The sequence below is a fragment of the Ectopseudomonas chengduensis genome, assembly GCF_900102635.1.
Lineage (GTDB): Bacteria > Pseudomonadota > Gammaproteobacteria > Pseudomonadales > Pseudomonadaceae > Aquipseudomonas > Aquipseudomonas chengduensis.
The window spans coordinates 974,429-998,978 of record NZ_FMZQ01000001.1 but is presented as its reverse complement, the minus strand read 5'-3'; the positions used below and the strand labels follow the sequence as shown (position 1 = coordinate 998,978).

Annotated in this window: 15 protein-coding genes; 11 read left to right on the top strand and 4 right to left on the bottom strand. The window is 63.6% G+C overall.

Features of this window, described 5'->3' with window-relative positions; genetic code table 11:
- Positions 1-29: 29 nt before the first annotated feature.
- Complete coding sequence (locus BLS08_RS04490) at positions 30-3,323, bottom strand: transglutaminase family protein (RefSeq protein ID WP_017678691.1); 3,294 nt, start codon at positions 3,321-3,323, stop codon at positions 30-32.
- Positions 3,324-3,545: 222 nt separating this feature from the next.
- Here BLS08_RS04490 and BLS08_RS04485 point away from each other — a divergent pair, with 222 nt between their 5' ends.
- The 10 genes from BLS08_RS04485 (at position 3,546) to BLS08_RS04440 (ending at position 18,592) form a co-directional block, all read left to right on the top strand.
- Positions 3,546-4,328 carry an efflux RND transporter periplasmic adaptor subunit gene (locus tag BLS08_RS04485; protein ID WP_017678690.1) on the top strand — a complete coding sequence of 261 codons (783 nt, stop codon included), beginning with the start codon at positions 3,546-3,548 and terminating at the stop codon, positions 4,326-4,328.
- The gene (locus BLS08_RS04480; RefSeq protein WP_017678689.1) at positions 4,325-5,644 is read left to right on the top strand and encodes an efflux RND transporter periplasmic adaptor subunit; all 1,320 of its coding nucleotides are present in this window, start codon (positions 4,325-4,327) and stop codon (positions 5,642-5,644) included. The genes BLS08_RS04485 and BLS08_RS04480 overlap by 4 nt, the downstream gene beginning before the upstream one ends.
- The gene (locus tag BLS08_RS04475; protein WP_026088747.1) at positions 5,641-7,737 is read left to right on the top strand and encodes an efflux RND transporter periplasmic adaptor subunit; all 2,097 of its coding nucleotides are present in this window, start codon (positions 5,641-5,643) and stop codon (positions 7,735-7,737) included. Before BLS08_RS04480 ends, BLS08_RS04475 begins: the two co-directional genes overlap by 4 nt.
- Before the next feature lie 14 nt (positions 7,738-7,751).
- Positions 7,752-8,552 (top strand): aspartyl/asparaginyl beta-hydroxylase domain-containing protein, encoded by an 801-nt coding sequence (locus tag BLS08_RS04470; RefSeq protein WP_026088746.1) that lies wholly within the window; start codon positions 7,752-7,754, stop codon positions 8,550-8,552.
- Complete coding sequence (locus BLS08_RS04465) at positions 8,540-9,547, top strand: sulfotransferase family protein (RefSeq protein WP_017678686.1); 1,008 nt, start codon at positions 8,540-8,542, stop codon at positions 9,545-9,547. Before BLS08_RS04470 ends, BLS08_RS04465 begins: the two co-directional genes overlap by 13 nt.
- Positions 9,548-9,694: 147 nt before the next feature.
- Entirely contained in the window at positions 9,695-10,192 is a 498-nt protein-coding gene (locus tag BLS08_RS04460) for a GNAT family N-acetyltransferase (RefSeq protein ID WP_055984187.1), read from the top strand.
- Entirely contained in the window at positions 10,189-10,518 is a 330-nt protein-coding gene (locus tag BLS08_RS04455) for a DUF6916 family protein (RefSeq protein WP_017678684.1), read from the top strand. Before BLS08_RS04460 ends, BLS08_RS04455 begins: the two co-directional genes overlap by 4 nt.
- Before the next feature lie 51 nt (positions 10,519-10,569).
- On the top strand, positions 10,570-11,220 hold the full coding sequence (locus tag BLS08_RS04450) for a phage tail protein (RefSeq protein ID WP_055984190.1): 651 nt from the start codon (positions 10,570-10,572) through the stop codon (positions 11,218-11,220).
- Between the two features lie 176 nt (positions 11,221-11,396).
- Positions 11,397-17,054, top strand: a complete 5,658-nt coding sequence (locus BLS08_RS04445; protein WP_055984193.1) for an Ig-like domain-containing protein — start codon at positions 11,397-11,399, stop codon at positions 17,052-17,054.
- Positions 17,055-17,107: 53 nt separating this feature from the next.
- Positions 17,108-18,592, top strand: a complete 1,485-nt coding sequence (locus BLS08_RS04440; protein ID WP_017678681.1) for a TolC family protein — start codon at positions 17,108-17,110, stop codon at positions 18,590-18,592.
- 4 nt (positions 18,593-18,596) lie between these two features.
- On the opposite strand, the gene BLS08_RS04435 is transcribed toward BLS08_RS04440, so the two are convergent.
- Together BLS08_RS04435 and BLS08_RS04430 are read right to left on the bottom strand one after the other, a co-directional pair.
- Positions 18,597-19,703, bottom strand: coding sequence for an SO2930 family diheme c-type cytochrome (locus tag BLS08_RS04435; protein WP_017678680.1), 1,107 nt, complete (start codon positions 19,701-19,703; stop codon positions 18,597-18,599).
- A gap of 2 nt (positions 19,704-19,705) precedes the next feature.
- Complete coding sequence (locus BLS08_RS04430) at positions 19,706-20,947, bottom strand: parallel beta-helix domain-containing protein (RefSeq protein WP_017678679.1); 1,242 nt, start codon at positions 20,945-20,947, stop codon at positions 19,706-19,708.
- 161 nt (positions 20,948-21,108) lie between these two features.
- Here BLS08_RS04430 and BLS08_RS04425 point away from each other — a divergent pair, with 161 nt between their 5' ends.
- Positions 21,109-21,837, top strand: coding sequence for a class I SAM-dependent methyltransferase (locus BLS08_RS04425; RefSeq protein WP_017678678.1), 729 nt, complete (start codon positions 21,109-21,111; stop codon positions 21,835-21,837).
- Positions 21,838-21,958: 121 nt separating this feature from the next.
- On the opposite strand, the gene BLS08_RS04420 is transcribed toward BLS08_RS04425, so the two are convergent.
- On the bottom strand, positions 21,959-24,262 hold the full coding sequence (locus tag BLS08_RS04420; RefSeq protein WP_055984196.1) for a YgiQ family radical SAM protein: 2,304 nt from the start codon (positions 24,260-24,262) through the stop codon (positions 21,959-21,961).
- Positions 24,263-24,550: the final 288 nt, after the last annotated feature.

Genomic DNA, 24,550 nt, shown 5'->3' with positions numbered 1-24,550 from the left:
TAAAGCCCCTCCCACAGATGGAATCGACGTCAAACGCGACGCAGATCCAGGGTCATCGGCAGTTCATTATTGTCTATCGGCTGCATGACAGGGCGCTTGCCGGGGCTATGGCCCAGGCGGAAGAAGCGTGCCAGGCGCCGGCTCTCGGCCTCGTAGGCGTTGACCGGCAGGCTGTCGTAGTTGCGACCGCCCGGATGCGCCACATGATACTGGCAACCGCCCAGCGAGCGCTGCATCCAGGTGTCGATGAGGTCGAACACCAGCGGCGCGTGCACGCCGATGGTCGGTTGCAGGCAACTGGCCGGTTGCCAGGCGCGGAAACGCACACCACCGACGAACTCGCCGACCTTGCCGGTCGGGCGCAACGGCACCGGCACGCCGTTGCAGGTCAGCACGTAGCGATCCGGCGCCATGCCGTTCACCTTCACCTGCATGCGCTCCAGCGACGAGTCGACGTAACGGACGGTGCCGCCGACTGCGCCCTCCTCGCCCAGCACGTGCCAGGGCTCCAGCGCCTGGCGTAGCTCCAGATCGATGCCCTTGACCACGAAATCGCCGGCTTTGGGGAAACGGAACTCCAGATGCGGGGCGAACCATTCGCTGCGCAGGCGATAACCGAAGCTGCCCAACTCCTGCAGCACATCGGCGAAATCCTGCTCGACGAAATGCGGCAACAGGTAGCGGTCATGCAGTTCGGTACCCCAGCGCACCAGCTTCGCCGGGTGGTAGGGCTCTTGCCAGAAACGCGCGATCAGCGCGCGCAGCAGCAGTTGCTGGGCCAGGCTCATCTGCGCATGTGGCGGCATCTCGAAGGCACGCAGTTCGAGCAGGCCAAGGCGACCGCTGGCCGAATCCGGCGAGTACAGTTTGTCGATGCAGAATTCGGCGCGATGGGTGTTGCCGGTGACATCCACCAGCAGGTTGCGCAGCAGCCGATCGACCAGCCAGGGCGGGCAGTCGCGGCCCGGTTCGGGCATCTGCGCGAAAGCGATCTCCAGTTCGTACAAGGCATCGTTGCGCGCCTCATCCACGCGCGGCGCCTGCGAGGTCGGGCCGATAAACAGACCGCTGAACAGGTAGGACAGCGACGGATGGTTGTGCCAGTAGCTGATCAGGCTGCGCAGCAGGTCGGGGCGGCGCAGGAAAGGCGAATCCCCCGGCGTGGCGCCGCCGAGGACGAAGTGGTTGCCGCCGCCGGTGCCGGTGTGGCGCCCGTCGATCATGAACTTCTCGCTGGACAGGCGCGACTGCCGCGCTGCCTCGTAGAGAAATTCGCAGCGCTCGACCAGCTCATCCCAGCTTGCGGCTGGGTGGATGTTGACCTCGATCACCCCCGGATCGGGGGTGACACGGAAGTACTGCAGGCGCGGGTCCAGCGGCGGCTCGTAGCCTTCCAGCAAGACCGGACACTTGAGCTCGGCAGCCACGGCCTCGATGGCCGCGACCAGCTCCAGGTAGTCTTCGAGATGGCTCAGCGGCGGCATGAACAGGTACAGGCGCCCCTCGCGCGGCTCGGCACAGAGCGCGGTGCGCACGATACCGGCAGCCGATTGCCCACTGGCCGGACGCGCGCTCTGCGGGCCGGCACTCGCGCCGCGCCAGACACCGCGCAGCTGACGCTGGATCTGCGCCGGGCTGGGCAACGGCGGCAACGCCTGACTGGGGTCGACCGGATTGACGTAGGGGTAGTCGGCCTGACTGACCCAGGGCAGCGAATCCAGCGGCAGGCGATAGCCCAGCGCCGAGTCACCGGGCAGCAGGCGGCAATGTTCGTCGCGCAGGAACCAGCGCCCGCTCTGCCAGCCCTCGCCCACCACCTGACGCGCCAGTGGCAGCACGTGACCAACCACGGCATCGAGGCCCTGATCGAACACCTTGCGCAGACGCTCGCGCTCGAGCGGGTCGCTCAGGCGTGGATCGTCCGGGGTGACGTTGTCCGGCAGCTTGCGCTCGCGCCACAGGTAGTAGAACCAGTCCTCATAGGCCGGGAAAACGTTGCCGCCATCTACACCCAGATGCGCCGCCAGAGTAGCGAGAAAGCGCGAGGCCGTTTCTGCCGTAGCGCCATAACCGCGCTTCTCATCGGCCAGCAGCTTGGGGTCGTGCCACAGCGGTTCACCATCGCGGCGCCAGAAGCAGTTCAGCGACCAGCGCGGCAACTGCTCGCCGGGGTACCACTTGCCCTGGCCGAAATGCACCAGCGCCTTGGGCGCGTAGTGACTGCGCAGGCGATAGAACAGGTCGGCAGCCAGGCGGCGCTTGTTCGGCCCCAGTGCGGCGGTGTTCCACTCGTCGTCATCGGGGTAATCGAGGGCGACGAAGGTCGGCTCGCCGCCCATGGTCAGGCGCACGTCGTGCTTGTGCAGGTCATCGTCGATCTGCCGGCCCAGCGCCTGGATCGCCTGCCACTGCGCCTCGCTGTAGGGCTTGGTGACGCGCGGCGCCTCCCACACGCGCTCGACGCTCATCAGGTGCTCGAACTCCACCTCGCACTCGTCCAGCCCGCCGGTGATCGGCGCCGCCGAGGATGGCTCCGGGCTGCACGCCAGTGGAATGTGGCCTTCGCCAGCAAACAGGCCTGAAGTCGGGTCGAGACCGACCCAGCCGGCGCCAGGCAGGTACACCTCGCACCAGGCATGCAGGTCGGTGAAGTCCTTGTCGGTGCCGGATGGGCCGTCGAGGGCTTTGACGTCGGCAGTGAGCTGAATCAGGTAGCCGGAGACGAAGCGCGCCGCCAGGCCCAGGTGACGCAGCAGCTGCACCAGCAGCCAGGCCGAATCGCGGCACGAACCGGCGGCCAGCTCGAGCGACTGTTCCGGCGTCTGCACGCCCGGCTCCATGCGGATCAGGTAGCGGATGTCGGCCGACAGACGCTGGTTCAGCTCGACCAGAAAATCGATGCTGGGAACCGGCTCGCGGGAAATGCCGGCCAGGTACTTAGCGAACAGCGGCGTGGCCGGCAGCTTCACCAGATAGGGCGCCAGCTCGCGCTGCTCGCCCTCGGTGTAGGCGAAGGGAATGCGCTCGGCATAGGGTTCGAGGAAGAAGTCGAAGGGGTTGAATACCGCCATCTCGGCGACCAGGTCCACCTCGACCTTGAACTCGCGGGTCTTCTCGGGAAACACCAGGCGCGCCAGGTAGTTGCCCTGCGGGTCCTGCTGCCAGTTGATGAAGTGCTGGCCCGGTTCGACCTTCAGCGCGTAGGAAAGGATACGCGTGCGACTGTGCGGTGCCGGCCGCAAACGTACGACTTGTGGCCCAAGGTTCACCGCACGGTCGTAGCGGTAGTGGGTGACGTGGTGCAGCGCGACATGAATCGACACGGCGGCCTCCTGCTAGCCTGGACGATACTCAGTGCAGCGCAAGACTTATGCCAGGGCTCAGACCACGCGCCAGCTAGGCCGGCCAGACAGCCCACGCACCAGAAGCAGGCCGTGCGCGCACCAGAGTCGACATCATGCACCATATGGATGCGCAGTTACGGCCAATTTGCCGGGCCCGACTTCTGCCGTAGACTGCGCTGACTTCATGCAAGGACGTATGCCATGCCGCGCCACAGCCCTATTTCGACCCTCCTCGGCCTGCTGTTCTTGGCGTTCAGCCCACTACTCTGGGCCGACGACCCGCTGCTCGATTCACCGACTCCCACCGCCACCCAACCCGGTGAGCGCCAGGTGCGCGGCGTGTTGCGCGCGCAAAACCAGGCGGTACTGTCCAGCGAACTGCCTGGCCGCATCATCGAAATGCCGTTCAGCGATGGCCAGGACTTCAACAAGGGCGACGTTCTGGTGCGCTTTGACTGCAGCGCTTACCAGGCCCAGCTCAATGCGGCCCAAGCCGCCACTCGCGCCACCCGTGAAGAGCTGAACCACAAGAAGCAGTTGGCCGCCCTCAATTCGGTCGGCCGCTTCGAAGTGGCGCTGGCCGAGGCTCGGCAGGCCCAGGCCCAGGCGGAAACCCAGGTGTATCAGGTACAGGTGAAGCGCTGCAGCGTCGTCGCTCCCTTCAATGGCCGTGTGGTTCTGCGCCGCGCGCAACCCCACGAAAGCGTGGCCAGTGGCACCCCACTGCTGGATGTCGTGGATAACGGCACGCTGGAAATTTATCTGCTGGTGCCGTCCAGTTGGCTTAGCCGCCTGCAGCCGGGCCAAACCTTCGACTTCACCCCCGACGAAACCGGCAAGCCGCTCAAGGCCACGGTCAAGCGCCTGGGCGCGCGTATCGATGAGGGCAGCCAGACCCTTCTGCTGATCGGCAACCTGTCCGACGATGCCAAGGGCCTGCTCGCCGGCATGAGTGGCACGGCCCAGTTCCAGGTGGCGGAATGAACGCACCGCTGCCCAGCACGGCCGAACGTGTATTTGCCCTGTTCCTCGGGCTCGAGCAACAGGCACGCAAGGCCGGTGATACCGAGCAACTGGCCTTCGCCATGGTCAATGACGGGCAGGCACTGTTCGGCTTCCGCCACGCCGCCCTGCTGATCGCCGGCAGGGTGCAGGCATTGACCGGTATCAGCGTGGTGGAGGCGCATGCACCGTTCGTGGCCTTCGTCGAACGCGCCACCTCGGCCTTGCTCAAGCACGGCCGACTGGGTGAGGGCCACAGCGTCGACCCTGCCCAGTTGGACGAGCAGGCCCGCGCCGACATGAACGACCTGTCCGCCCCTCATGCCTATTGGCTGCCGCTGAAAAGCCGCAGCGGCGAAACCTTCGGCGGCCTGTGGCTGGCTCGCGACACCCCCTTCAGCGAAGCGGAGCAATCATTGCTCAGGCAGTTGGCCGATACCTACGCCCACGCCTGGCTGGCGCTGCAACCGCACAAGCCCTGGCGCATGCGCTGGCCGCGCAAGAAGCTGCTGGCCGTCGCGGCAGCACTCTCGCTCCTGCTGCTGATCCCGGTACGCCAGTCCGTACTGGCGCCCGCCGAAGTCGTCCCGTTGGGTGGCCGGGTGGTCGCCGCGCCGCTGGACGGCGTGATCGCCGAATTTCTGGTCAAGCCCAATCAAAGCGTCGCCGCCGGTGACCTGCTGGTGCGCTTCGAGGCCACCAGCCTCAAGGCCCAGGCAGATGTAGCCGAACGCGCCCTGGGCGTGGCCGAGGCCGAACTCAAGGCCAACAGCCAGCGCGCCTTCGCCGATGCCGAATCCAGCGCCCGCCTCGACCTGCTGGCCGCACGCGTCGAACAGAAACGCGCCGAACGCGACTATGCCAGACAACTGCTGGCTCGCAGCGAGGTACGCGCCGAGCGCTCAGGCATCGCCGTTTTCGCCGACGCCGAACGCCTGACCGGCAAGCCCGTGCAGACCGGCGAACGGCTGATGCAGATCGCCGACCCGAGCCAGGCCGAGTTACGCATCGAGCTGCCGGTGGGTGACGCCATCGCTCTGCAGCCGGGCGCCGAAGTGGCGCTGTTTCTCGACAGCGACCCACTCAATCGTCATGAGGCCCAGCTGGAGCGCTCCGCCTACGAAGCCCAGACCACCGCCGCCGGGCAATTGGCCTACCGGCTGGATGCGCGCTTCATCGATACCCCACCACGTGTGGGGCTGCGTGGCACTGCCAAGCTGTTCGGTGATCGTGCGCCGCTGGCCTATTACCTGCTGCGCCGGCCCCTGGCCGCGGCCCGCCAGAGCCTGGGTTTCTGATGCTGCCTGCCCTGCGCCCCGATCTGCAGCTTTCACCGGCGGCGCCTGGCCTCGACGGCGCTCCGCAATGGACGCTGGCCGACCCGCTACGCGGTCGCTACTTCAAACTCGGCGCCGCCGCCGTGCGCCTGCTGCGTCACTGGACACTGGGCGAACCGCAGCGCGTATTGGCGGCCGCCAATGCCGAGCCTGGCCTGCCCTTGGGTCAGGCCGAACTCGAGGACATGCTGCGCTTTCTCAGCAGCCATGACCTGATCGCCGCCCTGGACGAAAACCAGCGTGCCAGCTACGCGATGAAAGCCGCCGCCCAGCGCCAAAGCCCGTGGAAGCGGGTACTGCATCAATACCTGTTCTTCCGCATTCCGCTGTGGCGGCCCGACCCCTTCCTCAATCGCGCCTGGCCCGTGCTCGAACGCCACGGCCCCTGGCTGCTGCGCTGGGGCCTGCCGCTGGTCTTTGTACTGGGATTGTTTCTGGTGATGCGCGATTGGCAGCGCTTTCTCGCCACCTTCCCCCACCTGTTCAGTCTCGGTGGCGCATTGGCCTTCGGCATCGCGCTGACCTTCGCCAAGCTCTGTCACGAGTTCGGCCACGCCTTCATGGCCAAGCGCGCCGGCTGCCGGGTACAGAGCATGGGATTGGCGTTCATGGTGCTGCTGCCAATGTTCTACACCGACGTCAGCGACGCCTGGCGCGTGCGCGACCGGCGCTCGCGACTGCTGATCGGTGCAGGCGGCGTGTTCGCCGAACTGCTGTTGGCGGTGCTGGCACTGCTGGCCTGGTCATTGCTGCCGGATGGCCCCTTGCGTACCTCGGCCTTCATGCTGGCCAGCGCGACCTGGATCACCACGTTGGTGATCAACCTCAATCCCTTCATGCGCTTCGATGGCTACTTCCTGATCAGCGATCTGTGGGGTGTGGATAACCTGCAGAACCGTGCATTCGCCCTGTGTCGCTGGCGCCTGCGCGAAGCCCTGTTCGGCTATGGCGAACCGGCACCGGAACCCTGGTCGCCAAGCATGACCCGACGCCTGCTGATCTGGGGCTACGGCTCCTGGATATGGCGCGCAATCCTGTTCCTCGGCATCGCGCTGGCGGTCTATCACCTGTTCTTCAAGGTGCTCGGCATCTTCCTGATGGTGGTTGAACTGCTGTGGTTCATCGGCCTGCCCATCTGGCGTGAACTGGGTGAATGGTGGCAACGCCGCGAACAAGCCGACTCGCGCAAGGTGCTGATTACCGGCCTGAGCCTTGGCGCGGTACTGCTGGTGCTGATCGTGCCCTGGCGCAGCTCGGTGGAAATACCTGCGCTGCTCGAAGCCTCACGCACCAGCGCCCTGCATGCGCCGGTGGCCGCGCGCTTGAAAGCCGTGCACGTGCTGGACGGGCAGAGCGTGGCAGCCGGCGACCTGCTGCTGGAACTGGATTCACCCGACCTGGACTCGCGCCAGGCCATCGTTCGGCGCGAGACCGAAATTCTTCAGTTGCAACTGCGCCGCCAGTCCGCACGCAGCGAAACGGCGGCCGATGCGGGCATCCTCGAACAACGCCTGGCCGAAGCAGTAGCCGAATACCGCGGCCTGGCCGCCCAGCGTGAGCGCCTGCAGCTACGCGCAGCGCAGGCTGGCGTGGTACGCGACCTGCAACGCGACCTGAGCGCGGATCGCTGGCTGCACCCTGGCGAATCACTTGCCCGCATCGTCGAGCCGGGGCTACGCCTACGCGGCTATCTGGCCGAAGAAAACCTCTGGCGGATCGAAACGGGCAGCGAAGGGCGCTTCATCACTGACGACCCAGCACGCCCGGCGGTGAAAGTGCGCCTGGACGAAGTGGACGCCACCGGCGTCGCCTATCTGGAACTGGAAGCGCTCAGCTCGGATCACGGCGGTCCCATCGCCGTACGCCGTGACGCACAGCGCCGCGCGGAACCTGTGCAAGCACAGTACGGTGTACGTCTGACGCTATTGGATAACGACATCCATCCCGATCACCCACTGCGCGGCGTGGTGATACTGGACGGAGAGCGGCAGTCGCTACTCGGCGCGGCCTGGCGGCGGATCGCGGCGCTCGGCGTGCGCGAAAGTGGTTTTTAACACAAGGATGCAACATGAGCCTGGACGCTTTACCACGATGCTCCCGATTGCCACTGGCGCCTCGATTACCCGCACTGCTGGAGGCACTCGGGCGGATTCCTGACGACGCCTGGCAGCATCACTTCAATACGGGTTATTACCAGGGTGAGTGGAGCGGCGTCGCACTGATCACCCCGGAGGATGCCCTCCTGCCACTTGCCCCAGGGCAAGGTGCACCGGTGCCTACCGACTGGTGGCAGGAGGAACAGGCCTGGCACCAGGTGCTCGCGCTGTTCCAGACCAGCATCCGCAGCGCGCGGCTCCTGCGCCTGGGGGCCGGCGCTCGCATTCACGAACACTGCGACCCCGACCTCGGCCAGCCCGGTGGCGACCTGCGCCTGCATATGCCACTACTCAGCCCTGCTGACGTGGAGTTTCTTGTCGATGGCCTGCAGGTGCCCATGAAGGTGGGCGAATGCTGGTTCATCGACCTGTCACGGCCACATCGGGTGGATAACCCGGGGCCCGGCGCGCGCGTGCATCTGGTGCTGGATTGCCAACCCAACGCCTGGTTGCTGCAACAGGTGGCAGCCGGGCTGCCGGATACGCCTGCACTGCAGCCCGGGAGGGCAGAGCTGGCCTTTGCCGCCTTCCGCAAGCATGTGGCGCAGGACACAGCTCTCGCCGCACGCCTGCGCACCCTGGGCGACGCGCGTGACTTCCAGGCCGAGGCCGTGCGCCTCGCTGCGGCGTTGGGGCTGACCTTTTCCGAAGCCGAGGTAAAGGCTGCCATGCGCCGTGGCAGGCAAGCGTGGAGCGAACAATGGCGAGCGTGAATACCGAGCAAGACTTCAGCGGCTGGCTACCGATCCGCGCCTGGTTTCAGAAAGGTGAATGGCGCCTGGACTGGTGCTGGTTCGGCGAGCAACGACTGACCCGGCCCTTCTTCCGTGACGATGTCGATCACGCGTTGCGCCTGCCCTTCAATCAGGCCTTCCGCCGGGAGACAGACCTCCAGGCGTTGCTGGACTGGCAGGCCGTAAGCCCTGGTTTGCCGCCCACAGCGCTGATCTTCCACGCCTCGCGCTGCGGCTCGACACTGATGGCGCAGATGCTGGCGACGCTGGACGACAACATCGTGCTCTCCGAACCACCACCGTTGGACAATCTGCTGCGTGCGCACCGGCTGGATCCCAAGGCGACGCTTCATCAACCCGCCTGGCTCGCGGCGCTGGTATCCGCCTACGGGCAACGACGTCAAGGCAACGAGCAACGGCTGTTCATCAAGCTCGATGCGTGGAACGTGTTCGAGGCCCCCTTACTGCTGGCGCTTTACCCCGAAGTGCCGCGTGTTTTCCTCTATCGCGACCCGCTGGAGATCGTCGTTTCCCAACTACGCCAACCGGGCATGCACCGCGTGCCAGGGTTGCTGGGATCATCCGCACTGGATTTACCTGCAGAAGAAGCGCTGCGCATGACTCCCGCCGAGTACACCAGCCGCACGGTCGGCGCGATCCTCCGGCAAGGGCTGGCGCTTTGCCAACAGCATGGCGCGGTAGCGGTGAACTATCAGGAGCTGCCCGATGCCTGTTGGGGTCGATTGGCCTCGTTGTTCGACGTGCACGACGCACATCTGCCACGGCTGCGCGAGACCGCCGGCTTCGATGCCAAACAACCGTCGCAATCATTCACTGCCGACAGCCAGAGCAAACGCGAAGCTGCCGACGAGGGCCTCCGCGAAACCGTGGAATACTGGGCGGGCAAAGCCTATAGAGCGCTTGAACAATGGCGAATGACAAAGCAAGAGCATGAAAGTTCCAGCAGAAGTTAAATAACGCGTCTACCGTCTATCCGGATGGTGGCGATTGACCCCGGACTTCAGCTAACCTCCGACCTGTAAGTCGCATAGTGGCAAAACAAAACGAACCGGTTCCGGCTCACGCCGCGGTAGCACGGAAGCAAAAAGGACACCCACACCATGCGTTCCCACGAATTGCATCTTCGGCCTGCCGAGGAGACTGATCTAAACTTCCTGCGCAGGCTTTATGCGAGTACCCGGGCTCAGGAAATGGCGCTCAGCGGTTGGGATCAACCCGTCATTGATGCCTTTCTCGCACAGCAGTTCGACGCCCAGCACCGCTATTACCAGGAGCATTATCAGGGCTCCGACTTCTCCCTGATTTGCCACGGTGACCTGGCTATCGGCCGCCTCTATATCTTCCGCGGTCCGACCGTGATCAACCTCATCGACATTTCGCTGCTCCCCGAATGGCGGAGCAAGGGAATCGGCACCCGCTATCTGGCTGCACTGGTCGATGAAGCGGATGCAGCAGAGAAGTCGATGCGCCTGTTCGTCGAACCCACTAATCCGGCCAAGCGCCTGTACGAGCGTTTTGCCTTCAGAGCCAGCGGCTCCAACCATATCTACCTGCAGATGCACCGCGAAGCCGTGCCCGCTCTGGCGGTACCGGCATGAGCCAGGTGCCCAGCCTCGAGGACTTCGAGCGCCACCTCCAGCAACCCTGGCAGCTATGCTGGGACGAGGGTGAAGGTGTGACCATCACCCTGGTGGAGGCCTATGAAGGCGTGGCGATGACTGCCCGCTACCACTGTTACAGTGCAATTTTTGCCCAGCCCGAGGGGCTCCAGCTGCCCCAACACTGTTATCGGCTGCGCAGCCCGGAAGGTGGTGAATGGGAGGCGATGCTCACCCCCATCGGCCCGGATGAGGAAGGCGACCGGCATCTGCTGCAGGCGCTGTTCCATGTAAAGCGGCCAAAGCCGGCCGAGTCCCTGCTCTAGAACAATAAACACCAGTGCCGCATACGCGGCTGCATCAAGGAGAGATAGGTAATGAGCGATCCATTCATGGGCGAGATCCGTATGGTGGGCTTCAACTTCGCCCCCCGGGGCTGGGCGACCTGCCAGGGACAGATCATGGCCATCCAACAGAACTCGGCACTGTTCGCGCTGCTGGGCACCACCTACGGTGGCAATGGCCAGACCACCTTCGGGCTGCCGAACTTCTCCGGGCGTAGCCCGGTTGGGCAAGGCACCGGGCCTGGCCTGGCACCGGTCACAATCGGGGAAGTGGCGGGCGCAGAGAGCGTTACGCTGAACGTCACCCAAATGCCGATCCACCAGCCCGTCGCTCAATTCACCGGCCAGGCCAGTGCCGTGAGCCTCACGGGTTCCAGCGTCGACGTCGCAACTGGTACGCCAGGTGCCATGGCGGTGCCCACTGCAGGAGCTACGGTGTACCTGTCGAACACCACTGCCAGGTCCGGCCCAACCGCCGTGACCATCAATGGCCTGTTCACCTCAACCGCCCCGGATGCCACCAAGGCCAGCCTGGGCGGCGTTCACGGGCAGGGTTCAGTCATTCCCCAGGGAACCGTGACTGTATCGCCTGTTGGTGGCAGCCAACCGATCGGCATCCGCAATCCCTATCTGGGCACCAACTTCATCATTGCGCTGGAAGGCATCTTCCCGTCGCGTAACTGAGTGATCGAGCCGACTCGTGTATTCGGGTCGGCAGGCAACTACAAGGGGAAGGCCGATGGAGCCTTCCTCTTCTTGAAAGTGGTAGGAGGTGCTCCATGTTTTGGAAGAAGACTGCTCCCGTAAGAACTGCGGCCAATCCCGCAATGTCCGCTCTGGCGATGGCTCTGGAGCCACGGATGATGTTCGACGGTGCGGTCGCAGCCACTGCGGTTGAGGTCGCGGATACGCAGACTGCGGATGCCCAGCCGACAGCGGATACTTCTTCCAGCCATGACAACCTAGCGGCGACGCCGACAGGCACTGCCGACAACCGTCAGGAAATCGTGTTCGTCGACGGGCAAGTCCAGGACTACCAACAACTGTTGGCGGGCATAAAGCCGGGCACCGAGGTGGTGGTGCTCAACCCCACAGGCGATGGTCTGAAGCAAATCAGCGACTACCTGGCAGGACGCATTGGCATCGATGCCATCCATATTGTCAGTCACGGGCTGCCCGGGCAGGTGACGCTTGGCAGCCTTACCCTCGATAAAGCGGGCCTGGACGCACGTGCGGCGGACCTTGCGCAGATTGGGCAGAGTCTCGATGCCGATGGCGACATTCTCTTCTACGGCTGCGATGTTGGTAGCGGCGCAGCTGGGCAGGCATTCGTCAACCAGATAGCCCAACTCAGCGGCGCGGATGTAGCCGCTTCCAACGATGCAACCGGTTCTACCTCTCAAGGCGGTGACTGGACGCTGGAGGTCACCAGTGGCTCGATCGAGGCAGTAATACCGTTCTCGGCATCGGCCCAACAGGCTTTCAGTGGCAAGTTGTTCGCGGGAACACTCAATTTCAGCGGCCCAGATACGACCATTGGTACGACGGTTAGGGATGGTGACGCCAACTCTACTGACATTCCCGGTGTAGTGATCGAGATCTACTCGGCAAACTCAGGCAATACCAACAGTAATTCTACGTGGGATTACTACAGTGACTTATTCGGTCCAAACTCTGACGGAATCGTCGATAGCTCTGGTGACGGAACGCCGAGAATTATCATTCGCAGCCAGAACGGAGCTGATTTCTCCTTCACCGGTATCAAAATCGTTGACTACCTGGGCGCTCATCCGCAAATCACCTTCGAAGCCTTCCGTGATGGCGTCTCGCTGGGCAGCGTGACGCTGGCGACCGACAGTCTCAATTACATATCCGACTTCACTCAGTCAAACGGGCTGACCGCGTCGATCTTCCAGAACGTCGACGAGATTCGTATCTCGGATCCCTCTTCCGGCGATGGCAATTTGTATGTCGCGCTCGACAACATTGGCTTCGCCGATGTGCCCCGCCCCGCCCTGGTGTCGGCAACGTTCTCCGACAACAACCTGAAGGTCGGCGAGACCTCCACCGTCACCTTCACCTTCAACATGGCGGTGACTGGTTTCACCACTACCGACCTGACCGTGCCCAACGGAAGCATTAGTGGATTGAGCAGCTCCGATGGCGGCCTGACCTGGACCGGCCTGTTCACGCCCGATGCAAGTGTCACCGACAGCACTAACGTCATCACCGTCGACCTGAGCGGTGTCACTGGAGTCAGTACCTCCCTTGCAGGTATCGGTACCGCCAACTCCAGCAACTACGCCATCGACACACTGGCCCCCAGCGTCACGTCGGTGACTTCCAGCACCGCCAATGGCACCTACAAGGTAGGGGATGTGATCTCCGTACAGGTGAACTTCGCTGAGAGCGTCACCGTCACCGGCACACCGCAGCTGACGCTGGAGACCGGTAGCACTGACCGGGTGGTGAACTACGCGAGCGGCTCCGGCACCAACAGCCTGACCTTCACCTACACGGTGCAGGCGGGCGACAGCAACGCAGACCTGGACTACATAGGCACCAATGCCCTTGGGCTCAACGGCGGCACCATTCGCGATGCCGCCGGCAACGACGCCACCCTGACCCTGGCAGCACCAGGCGCTGCGGGCTCTCTGGGGGCCAACAAGGACATCGTGATCAACGCGGTGCCAGCTATTTCCAACCTCAATGGCGACAGCGTGGCCTGGGCCGGTGCCGGTAACATCGTGGTACTGGATGCAGGCGGGAACGCCCTGTTCAGCGACACCGAGTTCGGCGCGCTCAACGGTGGCAACGGCAACTGGGCCGGAGCCAGCCTGACGATCCAACGCAACGGCACAGCACTAGGCAGCGACGTGCTGGGCTTCGACACCGCCGGCGCGCTGTTCAGCATCGATGGCAGCAACCTGCAGTCGGGCGGGCAGACCTTCGCCACCTTCACCAATGTGGGCGGCGTACTGACCATCACCTTCACCAGCAGCGGCACGGCAGCGACCACTGCACTGGTCAACGATGTGGCACAGCGGGTTACCTACCGCAATGACACGCCGGCGGGTGACACCACCATCCGCTACAGCCTGAATGACGGCACCAGCACCGTCACCGCTGATGTCGTAGTCACCAGCGACATTATCTACGTCACCAATACCAACGACACGGCGACCATTGATCTCAGCAACGGTGTGAGCTTCAGTGAGGCCGTTGCCATCGCTGCAGCCGATGTCACCGGCAGCCAAACCATCGTCTTCGCCAGCAACCTGGCCGGCCAGGCACTGAACCTCAACGTCGTTGCTCTGAACGAAAGCCTGACCTTCGACATGACCCGGGCCAACGGCCTGACGCTGACCGGCGGCACCATAACCCTGGCCGGCGGTACCACGCAGGTCTTCAACGTCGGCTCGGGCTATAGCGCGACGATTTCCAGCGTGATTGCAGGAACCGGTGCCCTGACCAAGGCAGGAGCGGGTGAACTGACCCTCTCCAACAGCAACACAAACGCCGGAACCACCACTGTCTCTGGCGGCACTCTGGTGGTCGATGGCAGCACCAGTAGCGCCACCACGGTGGGCACCGGTGCGACCCTGGCCGGCATCGGGACTCTGGGCGGCGACGTCACCGTGCAAAACGGCGGCACCCTGTCCCCGGGCAGCTCAGGCGCCGGCACCCTGACCGTCAATGGCAACTTGACCCTGGACTTCGGCAGCACCCTGGCGCTGGACATCAACGGCACCACCGCCGGCACCGGCTATGACCGGGTGGTGGTCAACGGAGTCGTCGACGTATCCGGCGCAACCCTGGCAGTCAATCACGGCTACGCGGCCGGCAGCGGCGACAGCTACACGGTGATCGTCAACGATGCAGCCGACGCGGTAGTCGGAACCTTCAGCGGCATCAGCGAAGGCGGAAAATTCAATACGGCGGGTAACGGCACCGAGTTGACCACCAGCTATATCGGTGGCACCGGCAACGACCTGACCCTGACCGCCCCCATCGCCCCGACCATCACCAACGTATCGTCCAGCACCGCCAACGGCACCTACAAGATCGGTGATGTCATCACCGTCAACGTGCAGTTCGACTCGGCAGTGAACGTGACCGGCATCCCGACGCTGACTCTGGAGACGGGCGCCACCGACCGGGTGCTCAACTATGTGTCTGGCTCGGGCACCAACACCCTGAGCTTCAGTTACACCGTGCAGGCGGGCGACAGCTCCGCCGACCTCGACTACGTCTCCAGCTCGGCTCTGAGCCTCAACGGTGGCAGTATCCGGGACGGCGCCAACCAGTCCGCCATTCTCACCCTGGCAGCCCCCGGCGCGGCGGGCTCCCTAGGCGCCAACAAGGCCCTGGTGGTCGACGGTGTGCGTCCGACAGCCACCAGCATCACCCTGAGTGACACGGCTCTGCGCATCGGCGAGACCGCCACCGTCACCATCACCTTCGCAGAGAGAGTGGTTGGGCTGGATACGGCGGACTTCACGGTCGCTGGCGGTACGCTCACAGGCCTGAGCAGTGCCGACGGCGGTCTCACCTGGACCGCCACTTTTACTCCGGATAGCAACCTCTCCGACGCCACCAACGTCATCACCCTGGACAACACCGGCGTCATGGATCTGGCGGGTAACATCGGCAGTGGCTCCACCGACTCGGTCAACTACGCCATTGACACCCAGCGCCCGACAGCCAGCATCGTGGTCACCGATACCGCGCTCAGGGCTGGGCAGAGCACCACCATCACCATCACCTTCAGCGAAGCGGTAGTAGGGCTGACCACGGCGGACTTCAGCGTGGCCAACGGCACCCTGAGCAACCTGAGCACCTCGGACAACATCACCTGGACGGCAACCCTGACGCCGAGTTCCAACGTCACAGACACCACCAACCTGGTCACCCTGGACAACACCGGCGTGCAGGACACGGCCGGCAATGCTGGCGTCGGCACCACCGATTCCAACAACTACGCCATCGACACCCAGCGCCCGACGGCCGGCATCGTGATCACCGATACCGCGCTCAAGGCAGGGCAGAGCACCACGGTCACCATCACTTTCAGCGAGGCCGTGACCGGGCTGACCACGGCGGACTTCAGCTTGGCCAACGGCACGCTCGGCAACCTCAGCAGCAGTGACGGCGGCATCACCTGGACGGCGACCCTTACGCCTGACGCCGACGTCACCGACGCTACCAACCTGATCACTCTGGATAACACCGGTTACACCGATGCCGCCGGCAACACCGGCACCGGTACCACCGACTCCAACAACTACGCCATCGACAGCAAGGCACCGGCAATCACCTCTGTCGGCGTGCCGGCCAACGGCACCTACGTGGCGGGTGACGCCCTCGACTTCACGGTTAACTTCGACGAAGCCGTAACCGTTGATACCACTGGCGGCACACCGCGACTGGCGATAACCCTGGACACCGGCGGCACCGTCTACGCCAACTACCTGAGTGGCTCGGGCAGCACCGCGCTGGTGTTCCGCCTGACCGTCGCCAATGGCCAGCAGGACAGCAACGGCATTGCCGTCGGCACCAACCTCCAGAGCAACGGCGCGACACTACGTGATGCCGCCGGTAACGACACTGCGACGACTCTCAACAACGTCGGCGCCACCAGCGCCGTGCTGGTTGATGCCGCCCCACCACAGGTGACAGGCATCGCCCTCGACGGCACATCGCCCACCACCAATACCACCCTCGGCTTCACCGTTACCTTCAGCGAAGACGTCAACGGCGTCGATCTGGCCGACTTCGCGCTGTCCACCACCGGCAGCGCCAGCGGTACCCTGCTCTCGCTGGTACAGATCGATGCACGCACCTATCGCATCACCGTCGGCGGCGTGACCGGCCAGGGTACGCTTGGCCTGTCGCTCACGGCCGCTGGTAGCGGCATCGTTGATGCCGTCGGTAACGCCCTGCAGAGCAACTTCTCCAGCGCCGGCTACACGCTGGGCGGGCTCAATACCGGCGATCCGGAGTTCCGCGCCAACCCGACGCCCAACGTACCCACTACACCGACCGCACCACCTCAACCCAATGTGCCCGGCGCGCCACCCTCCAGCACCACCTCGCCACTGTTGCCGCCGCCACTGTTCGAGCAGCCGACTCTCGGTAGCGGCGTACCCACAGTGGGCAACATCTTCATCAATAACGGTGCGCTGGCGCCCAGCTTCATCGCCCAGGTCTTTGCCAGCAGCGACAGCGGTGCCGGCAATGGCAGCGGCATTGGCTTCCTCGGCTTTGGCGGGGGCGACGGCGGCGTGTTCGGTACCAGCAGTTTCTCCAGCATGTTCAACAAGGACGTACCGCTGGAGTCAGGCGAAATCCAGCTTCGCTGGGGGACTTCCAGCGGCAATGGCCTGGGCGGGGGAGAGATTCTCGGAGCACCGACTCTGAGCCAGCAACTGCAGGAGATCGGTGAAAGCGAACAACGCCAGATAAGAGAGCTTGCCTGGGCGTTGGGAGAAATTCCGTTGCAGATGCCACAAGCGTAATCGACAAAACAGATAAGAATCGAATGAGTGCCGTACCAGGGGGCGGCCCAAGGATGAGCAAAGCAGCGAAATTTTTCAGTATCAGTGTACTGGCGCTAGCCGTTGGCGGCTGCGCGGTGACCAGTCAACCCATCGACCGCAGCGTCAGCGAGCAACGCGCGCAGCAGGATCTGGCGACCATGTTCAAGGATCAGGAGCCGCTCAGCGGCCCACTGACCTTGCACGAAGCCATGGCCCGCGCGGTGAAGTACAACCTCGAGGCGCGCCTGAAGGTCATGGAGGAAGCCATGGCTCAGCGCCAGGTCGACCTGGCCACCTTCGACATGCTGCCACGCATGGCGCTGTCCGCCGGCTATGCCGGACGTAACAACGTCAGCGCCTCCAGCAGCCAGAGCATCGAAACCGGCACCCAGTCTCTGGAGCCGTCCACCTCGCAGGACCGCGACCGTGGCGTGGCGGATCTGACCATGGTGTGGAACGTGCTGGACTTCGGTGTCAGTTACGTCAGTGCCAAGCAACAGGGTGACCAGCGCCTGATCGTGCAGGAGCGCCGGCGCAAGGTAGTGCACACCATCATTCAGGATGTGCGCTCCGCGTACTGGCGTGCCGTGGCGGCCGATCGTCTGCTGACTCAGATCGACAGCCTCATGGCCCGCGTCGCCCAGGCTCGCGACAACAGCCAGCGCCTGAGCGAACAGCGCATCGGCGATCCGATCCAGGCCCTGAGCTATCAGCGCGCGCTGATCGAGGCCACTCGCCAGTTGGAAGAACAGCGCCGCGCCCTGTCGCTGGCCAAGACCGAACTGGCTACCCTGATCAACCTGCCACTGGGCACTCAGGTCGAACTGGCGCCTGACGCCGGTTATCAGATGCCGGAACTCAAGGTGGCGCTGGACACGCTGGAGCAGGAAGCCCTGGCCAGCCGTCCCGAACTGCGCGAGCAGGATTACCAGGCGCGCATCAGCGCCGCAGAAACACGCAAAGCCATGCTCCGTCTATTGCCAGGCCTGGAGTTTTCCGCCGGCGGGCACTACGACAGCAACTCGTTCCTGGTGAACCAAAGCTGGGCCGACTACGGCGTGAAAGTCACCTGGAACCTGTTCAATGTACTCTCCGCGCCAGCCGCCATCGATGTTGCCAAGGCCGGCCAGGAGGTCGCCGATGCGCGGCGCCAGGCCATGTCTATGGCCATCCTCGCCCAACTGCACGTTGCCAACGCCAACTTCCGCGAAGCCCAGCGCCAGTTCCAGACCAGCCAGCAACTGGCGGGGCTGGATGGGCAAATCGTCGAGCAGTTGCGCAATCGCTACCAGGCCCAGGGCATTGGCGAGCTGGAACTGATCCAGGGTGAGCTGAACACACTACAGGCGGATCTGCGCCGCGACCTGGCCTACGCCGAACTGCGTAACAGCTATGGCCAGCTATTCGCCAGCGTCGGCCTCGACCCGCTGCCCGAGAGCGTCGCGTCCGACAGTGTTGCGGACATCGCCGCGGCTCTCTCCAGTCGCGAAGCGCAGTGGCAGGCAGGTCAGCTCTAGTCTGTCAGCACTCGCCATCGAGACTGGCGATCCAGCGGTCGATCACCTCCAGCCCTTCGCGGTGGGAGGTGGAGCGACCCAGCTCGGGCATCATGATGCTGGGATCGGTGCTGTGCAGGCGGAAGCTCAGCACCGACTTTTCCGGCGCACCGGGATAAATGTCCACCAGGCGATCACCGGAGCCCTTGCCCGCGGCCACTGGTTGCTTGCACAGACCATAAGCGATGCTCAGCGGCGTAGCCGGATCGAGATACAAACCTGAGGTACGCCCCGGCCCTTCAGGGTTATGGCAGTGCGAGCAGTTGGCATCCAGATAACTGCGTGCCTGATGCTCCAGCCCCTCCCCTTCACGCGGTGCGCCCCACAGGGCGTTGCGTGGAACGCTGGTCATGTCAGCCGGAACACCTTGCAGAAAACCGATACCCTGCCAGTGCAGCAACTGGTTGGCCGCGCCATCGGCGTAGACGAAATCCTTGTTCAGATGACGCGCCTTCGGCCCCAGCGGCTGTACGCCCTTGCCCGCCTGCTCCTCGTGACACCCCGCACACTGGTTGGCATCGGGCACCTGATAGTCGACCGCCAGCACCTCGCCAGTTTCATCATGCAGTTGCAGATCGAAGCTGGCGCCTGCCCAGTCCAGCGTGGCCTCGCGTTGCGCCTCGTCCCAGACGTAAGGAAGGGCGACCCAACCCTGCTCCTGGCGCAGCAGAATGCGCGTCTCGATCAGCCGTACCCGCTTCAGTTCCACCGCCTCGGCATCGCGCTGCTCGCTGCGCTGCAACCGGCCCTGGGTATCGATCGGGTAGTAGAAGGTTTTGCTCAGCACGGTGCCAACGGGGTAATCGAAACGTGCTTCGGCATAGCGAGCATGGCTCCCTTCGGGCAGCCAGATCGTACGCAGCTTGTGCGCATAGTCGGTGAACAGCGGCGTATTCAGATCATAAGGCTGTACACCTTCGACCGGCTGCAACTGGCCGTCACGCTGTTGCAGCACACCCCAGGCGCTGAGCTTGTGCGGATAGTCTTCACTGCTGGGCAGATACAGGGGCGTACGCGCTTGCTCACAGGCGCCGAGCAGCACAGCGGCAATCAACAGCCAGGCGTGCTTCATGCTTACTCACCTACCTCGGCCAGAGCTGCACGCAGCTCGACGGCAGGAAGACGGGGCAGCTCGCAGCGGTGCGGCGTTATGTCAGTACTGATGTTCTTGTAGCCGCCGGGGCCGTCGACGTTGACGATGCCGGCATCGCCATTGTCGATGCAGATGGCCAACTCAGCCGGCAGCTTGCCATCGACCAGCTTTTCGGGGTTCACGTAGCCGTCCCAGAGGATGTCCGGCAGGCGGCCATTGAGACCGAACTTGGTCAGCCTCAGCGCTTTCAGCTCGAGGTTATCGGGGCTGTCGCCACCAGGTCCGAAGCGGTTGCCATGGATATGAATGGCCTCCGGGTAGGGATCGAAGTCCGCCTCGGTGGAGAGGTCGGTGTAGCCGGTGCTGAAGTAGCTGCTGACGATGACGTTGGCGGTGCGGTGGTCGCCAATATCATTATCGAAGATCTCCACCTTGTCGTTGGAGTTGACCAGCACGCCAGAGCCCGCCGGGACACTGGCGACCGGCGTGCCCTTGTGGCCGAAGTTCTTGTGGTTGTTGCTCTCGACCTTGTTGCGATAGACCCGCGTGGTGTGACCTGGCTGCGGCAGGTTGGGCATGTTGAACACCAGGATGCCGCCGGTATTGCCGATGGCGACATTGTCATAGACGTCGGCGCCGATGGTGTTCTCGATCTCGATGCCCGCGACGTTGCGCTCGGCACGGCTATTGCGCACCACCACGTTGCGCGACTGGCCGACGTAGATGCCGGCGTCCGAGGCAGCGATGGCCACCACGCCGTCGATCAGCACATTCTCGGTCTGTACCGGATAGATGCCATAGGCACCATTCTCGGTAGCCGGGCCATTGGTCCACTCGGTGCGCACGCGACGGATGATGATGTTCTGGCCGCCAACCACCTTGAGCGCATCGCCCTTGGTGTCCTCCAGCGCCAGGTCCTCGATGGTGAAGTCGGAAGCGTTCACCAACAGCCCTTCGGCGCCGGACTTCTGGCCCTTGAAGTTGAGGATGCTCTGATCCATGCCGGCACCGCGCAACGTCACGCCACTGACCTTGAGACTAAGACTGCGGTCGAGCTGCCAGGTGCCGGCGGGAATCTCGATTACCTCACCCGGCTTGGCCTTGATCAGCTGCGTCTGCAGTTGCTTCTGAAAGTCGAGACTGGCCACGGGCGGCGCTTCGCTCTCCCCGCATGCTGTCAGCAGCAAGGACAGAGCAATAAACGAGGGGGCGGCAAGGCGCATGATGGGAGCTCCACTGTTGTTTTTATATTCTGGAACTATAGTGCCAGAAAATAGACAAGCCAACCCTCACAAGCTGCGCCATGAAACCAAGGGAGATGCTTGCAGCCCCTATCGGCAAGCAACAGACTACGAACACTTCCGCAGCCCAAGGACAGGCCGCCATGCACACCCTTGAACGCATCTATCCCTTGAAGATGGATGATCGCCTGGCCGCCGACCTGGCCACTCTCGAGTTGCACATGCAGCGCTACGAATTCGCCAGCGACGCGCTGACAGGCTCGCGCGTGCTCGATATGGCGTGCGGCTGCGGATATGGCAGTGCATTGCTGGCCGAACGGCATCCGGACAAGCAGATCACCGGTATCGACATCGATCCCGAAGCCATTGCCTACGCGCAGGCGAATTATCAGCGACCCAACCTGCGCTATCAGTGCGCCAATGCCGAAACCTTCGCCGACAGTTCAGGCTTCGACAGCATCGTCAGCCTGGAAACCATCGAGCATCTGCCAGACCCGCTGCGCCTGGCAGAAAACCTCGTACGACTGCTGGCCCAGGGCGGCCGTATCATTGCCTCGGTGCCGACCACACCGACACTCGACGGCAACCCGCACCACCTGCATGACTTCAGCCCGGCCAGCTTCGCGCGCCTGTTCAGCCGCCATGGGCTGCACCCGCATGAGCGTTTCGAGCAGATCCAGCGCTGGGAGTTTTCCGGGCTGTTCAAGAAGTCAGCGAAAAAGGAGGTACGCCAACACCGCTCGGAAGGTGTCGGCAATGCCGTACTGGCGTATTACCGCAGCCACCCGTTTTACCTGTTCAGGCGCTTGTGGTCGATCCTGCGCTATGGCCCGAGCAATCGCTACCTGACCTGCCGTTTCAGCACGGATTGAGACAAGCCGCACGTCACGGCGACGGTGGTGGGCTGAAGCCCACCCTACGAGGCGCTGGCTAGGGCTTCTGCAACGAAAAAGCCAGCACAGTGCTGGCTTTTTCGTGAGTGCTGCTGATGATTCAGCGCGGTACTGCGGGCTTCTTCCCAGGCTTCTTGCCCTTGCCCTTGCCTTTGCCAGCGCCAGCACGTTCACGCGCGGCTTGCTGGTTACGCGCCTCAGCCGCCGCCTTGGCCTGCTCACGCTTGTCCCAGGGCTTGCTGCCGTCGCTGGCACGAGGCGGTAGCCCCGTGTGCTGAGTGAGCATCTTGCCTGCATTACCCGCCTTCTTGCTGCCGACCGGCGTGGAGTTCTTGCGCCGGGCGCTCTGGTACTCGTCGCTCTGCGGCTGGTAGGTGGGGATCAGTTGATGCTTGCCATTGCCGATCAGATCGCTACGGCCCATGCGCTCCAGCGCTTCACGCAGCAGCGGCCACCCTTTCGGATCGTGATAGCGCAGGAAGGCCTTGTGCAGGCGACGCTGCTGCTCGCTCTTGACGATCTCGACGCCGTCGCTCTTGTAGGTCACCTTGCGCAGCGGGTTCTTGCCCGAGTGATACATGGCCGTGGCGGTGGCCATCGGCGACGGGTAGAACGCCTGCACCTGGTCAGCACGGAAACCGTTGCGCTTGAGCCACAGGGCGAGGTTCATCATGTCCTCGTCGGTGGTGCCCGGATGCGCGGCGATGAAGTAGGGGATCAGGTACTGCTCCTTGCCCGCCTCCTTCGAGTACTTCTCGAACATCTGCTTGAAGCGGTCGTAGCTGCCGATCCCCGGCTTCATCATCTTGTCCAGCGGGCCACGCTCGGTGTGCTCCGGAGCGATCTTCAGGTAGCCGCCAACGTGATGGGTGACCAGCTCCTTGACGTACTCCGGCGACTCCACGGCCAGGTCATAACGCAGGCCAGAAGCGATCAGGATCTTCTTCACCCCCGGCAGCGCACGGGCCTTGCGGTACAGCTCGATCAGGGAGGAGTGATCGGTATTGAGGTTCTCGCAGATACCGGGGAACACGCACGACGGCTTGCGGCAGTGCTTCTCGATCTCCGGGTCCTTGCAGGCGATGCGGTACATGTTGGCGGTCGGCCCGCCGAGGTCGGAGACCACGCCGGTGAAGCCGGGCACCTTGTCGCGCATTTCCTCGATCTCGCGGATGATCGACTCGTGCGAACGGTTCTGGATGATGCGTCCCTCGTGTTCGGTGATCGAGCAGAAGGTGCAGCCGCCAAAGCAGCCGCGCATGATGTTCACCGAGAAACGGATCATCTCGTAGGCCGGGATCTTCTCCTTGCCATAGGCCGGGTGCGGCACGCGCGCATAGGGCATGCCGAACACGTAGTCCATTTCCTCGGTAGTCATGGGGATGGGTGGCGGGTTGAACCACACGTCCACCTCGCCATGCTTCTGCACCAGCGCGCGGGCGTTGCCCGGGTTGGTTTCCAGGTGCAGCACGCGGTTGGCGTGGGCATAGAGCACGGGGTCGTTGCGCACCTTCTCGAACGACGGCAGACGGATCACCGTCTTGTCGCGGGTCATGCGCGGGCTGTCGAGAATCTGCACCACCTTGGCTTCGTTGGGGTCTTCGACCTCGCCTTTGGCCTGCTCGATGGCACAGGCTTCGGTGTCCTGCGTATTGACGTAGGGGTTGATGATCTTGTCGACGCGACCCGGACGATCGATACGGGTGGAGTCGACCTCATACCAACCTTCGGGCGTATCACGACGGATAAAAGCCGTACCGCGTACATCGCTGATGGTTTCGACCTGCTCGCCACGCGACAGGCGCTGGGCGATCTCGACCACCGCGCGCTCGGCGTTGCCGTAGAGCAGGATGTCGGCGGTGGCGTCCATCAGAATCGAACGGCGGACCTTGTCCTGCCAGTAGTCGTAATGGGCGATACGGCGCAAGGATGCCTCGATGCCGCCCAGCACCACCGGTACGTGGCTGTAGGCCTCCTTGCAGCGCTGGCTATAGACCAGGCTGGCGCGATCCGGGCGCTTGCCGGCCAGGCCGCCGGGCGTATAGGCGTCGTCGGAGCGGATCTTCTTGTCGGCGGTGTAGCGGTTGATCATCGAGTCCATGTTGCCAGCAGCGACACCGAAGAACAGGTTCGGCTCGCCGAGCTTCATGAAGTCGTCTTTGCTGCGCCAGTCCGGCTGGGCAATGATGCCCACGCGAAAACCCTGGGCTTCGAGCAGACGACCGATGATGGCCATGCCGAACGAAGGATGATCGACGTAGGCGTCACCGGTGACGATGATGATGTCGCAGCTGTCCCAGCCGAGCTGATCCATCTCTTCCCGGCTCATCGGCAGGAAGGGCGCAGGCCCGAAACACTCGGCCCAGTACTTGGGATAGTCGAACAGCGGCTTGGCGGCTTGCATATTTTTTGATCAATGGGCTATCACGAGGGGCGCGGATAATAGCACAAATATTGACCAAACCAGACTGTTGCACTGGGTTTAATACCGCCTGCACGCACTGCGACGAACGCTCAAGCACGCGCCTGGCTCACTGGTCCGGGCATCGACTCTGGCGCAGCACCGACCTGGGCAAAGAAAGGACAGAAAAATCAGACATTTTCCCGCAGTAGCCATACGCCATATTTGTTTTCGTCCGATAACAATCCTGTGCATATACTCAAGCTACTCGGTCAGCCGACTCCAGGACAT

Excerpts from the sequence above, each read along its gene's own strand:
- BLS08_RS04435 (WP_017678680.1), bottom strand. The coding sequence starts at position 19,703 with ATGAAGCACGCCTGGCTGTTGATTGCCGCTGTGCTGCTCGGCGCCTGT.
- BLS08_RS04420 (WP_055984196.1), bottom strand. The coding sequence starts at position 24,262 with ATGCAAGCCGCCAAGCCGCTGTTCGACTATCCCAAGTACTGGGCCGAG.
- BLS08_RS04455 (WP_017678684.1), top strand. The coding sequence starts at position 10,189 with ATGAGCCAGGTGCCCAGCCTCGAGGACTTCGAGCGCCACCTCCAGCAA.
- BLS08_RS04485 (WP_017678690.1), top strand. The coding sequence starts at position 3,546 with ATGCCGCGCCACAGCCCTATTTCGACCCTCCTCGGCCTGCTGTTCTTG.
- BLS08_RS04425 (WP_017678678.1), top strand. The coding sequence starts at position 21,109 with ATGCACACCCTTGAACGCATCTATCCCTTGAAGATGGATGATCGCCTG.
- BLS08_RS04430 (WP_017678679.1), bottom strand. The coding sequence starts at position 20,947 with ATGCGCCTTGCCGCCCCCTCGTTTATTGCTCTGTCCTTGCTGCTGACA.
- BLS08_RS04440 (WP_017678681.1), top strand. The coding sequence starts at position 17,108 with ATGAGCAAAGCAGCGAAATTTTTCAGTATCAGTGTACTGGCGCTAGCC.
- BLS08_RS04480 (WP_017678689.1), top strand. The coding sequence starts at position 4,325 with ATGAACGCACCGCTGCCCAGCACGGCCGAACGTGTATTTGCCCTGTTC.
- BLS08_RS04445 (WP_055984193.1), top strand. The coding sequence starts at position 11,397 with ATGATGTTCGACGGTGCGGTCGCAGCCACTGCGGTTGAGGTCGCGGAT.
- BLS08_RS04465 (WP_017678686.1), top strand. The coding sequence starts at position 8,540 with ATGGCGAGCGTGAATACCGAGCAAGACTTCAGCGGCTGGCTACCGATC.
- BLS08_RS04460 (WP_055984187.1), top strand. The coding sequence starts at position 9,695 with ATGCGTTCCCACGAATTGCATCTTCGGCCTGCCGAGGAGACTGATCTA.
- BLS08_RS04470 (WP_026088746.1), top strand. The coding sequence starts at position 7,752 with ATGAGCCTGGACGCTTTACCACGATGCTCCCGATTGCCACTGGCGCCT.
- BLS08_RS04450 (WP_055984190.1), top strand. The coding sequence starts at position 10,570 with ATGAGCGATCCATTCATGGGCGAGATCCGTATGGTGGGCTTCAACTTC.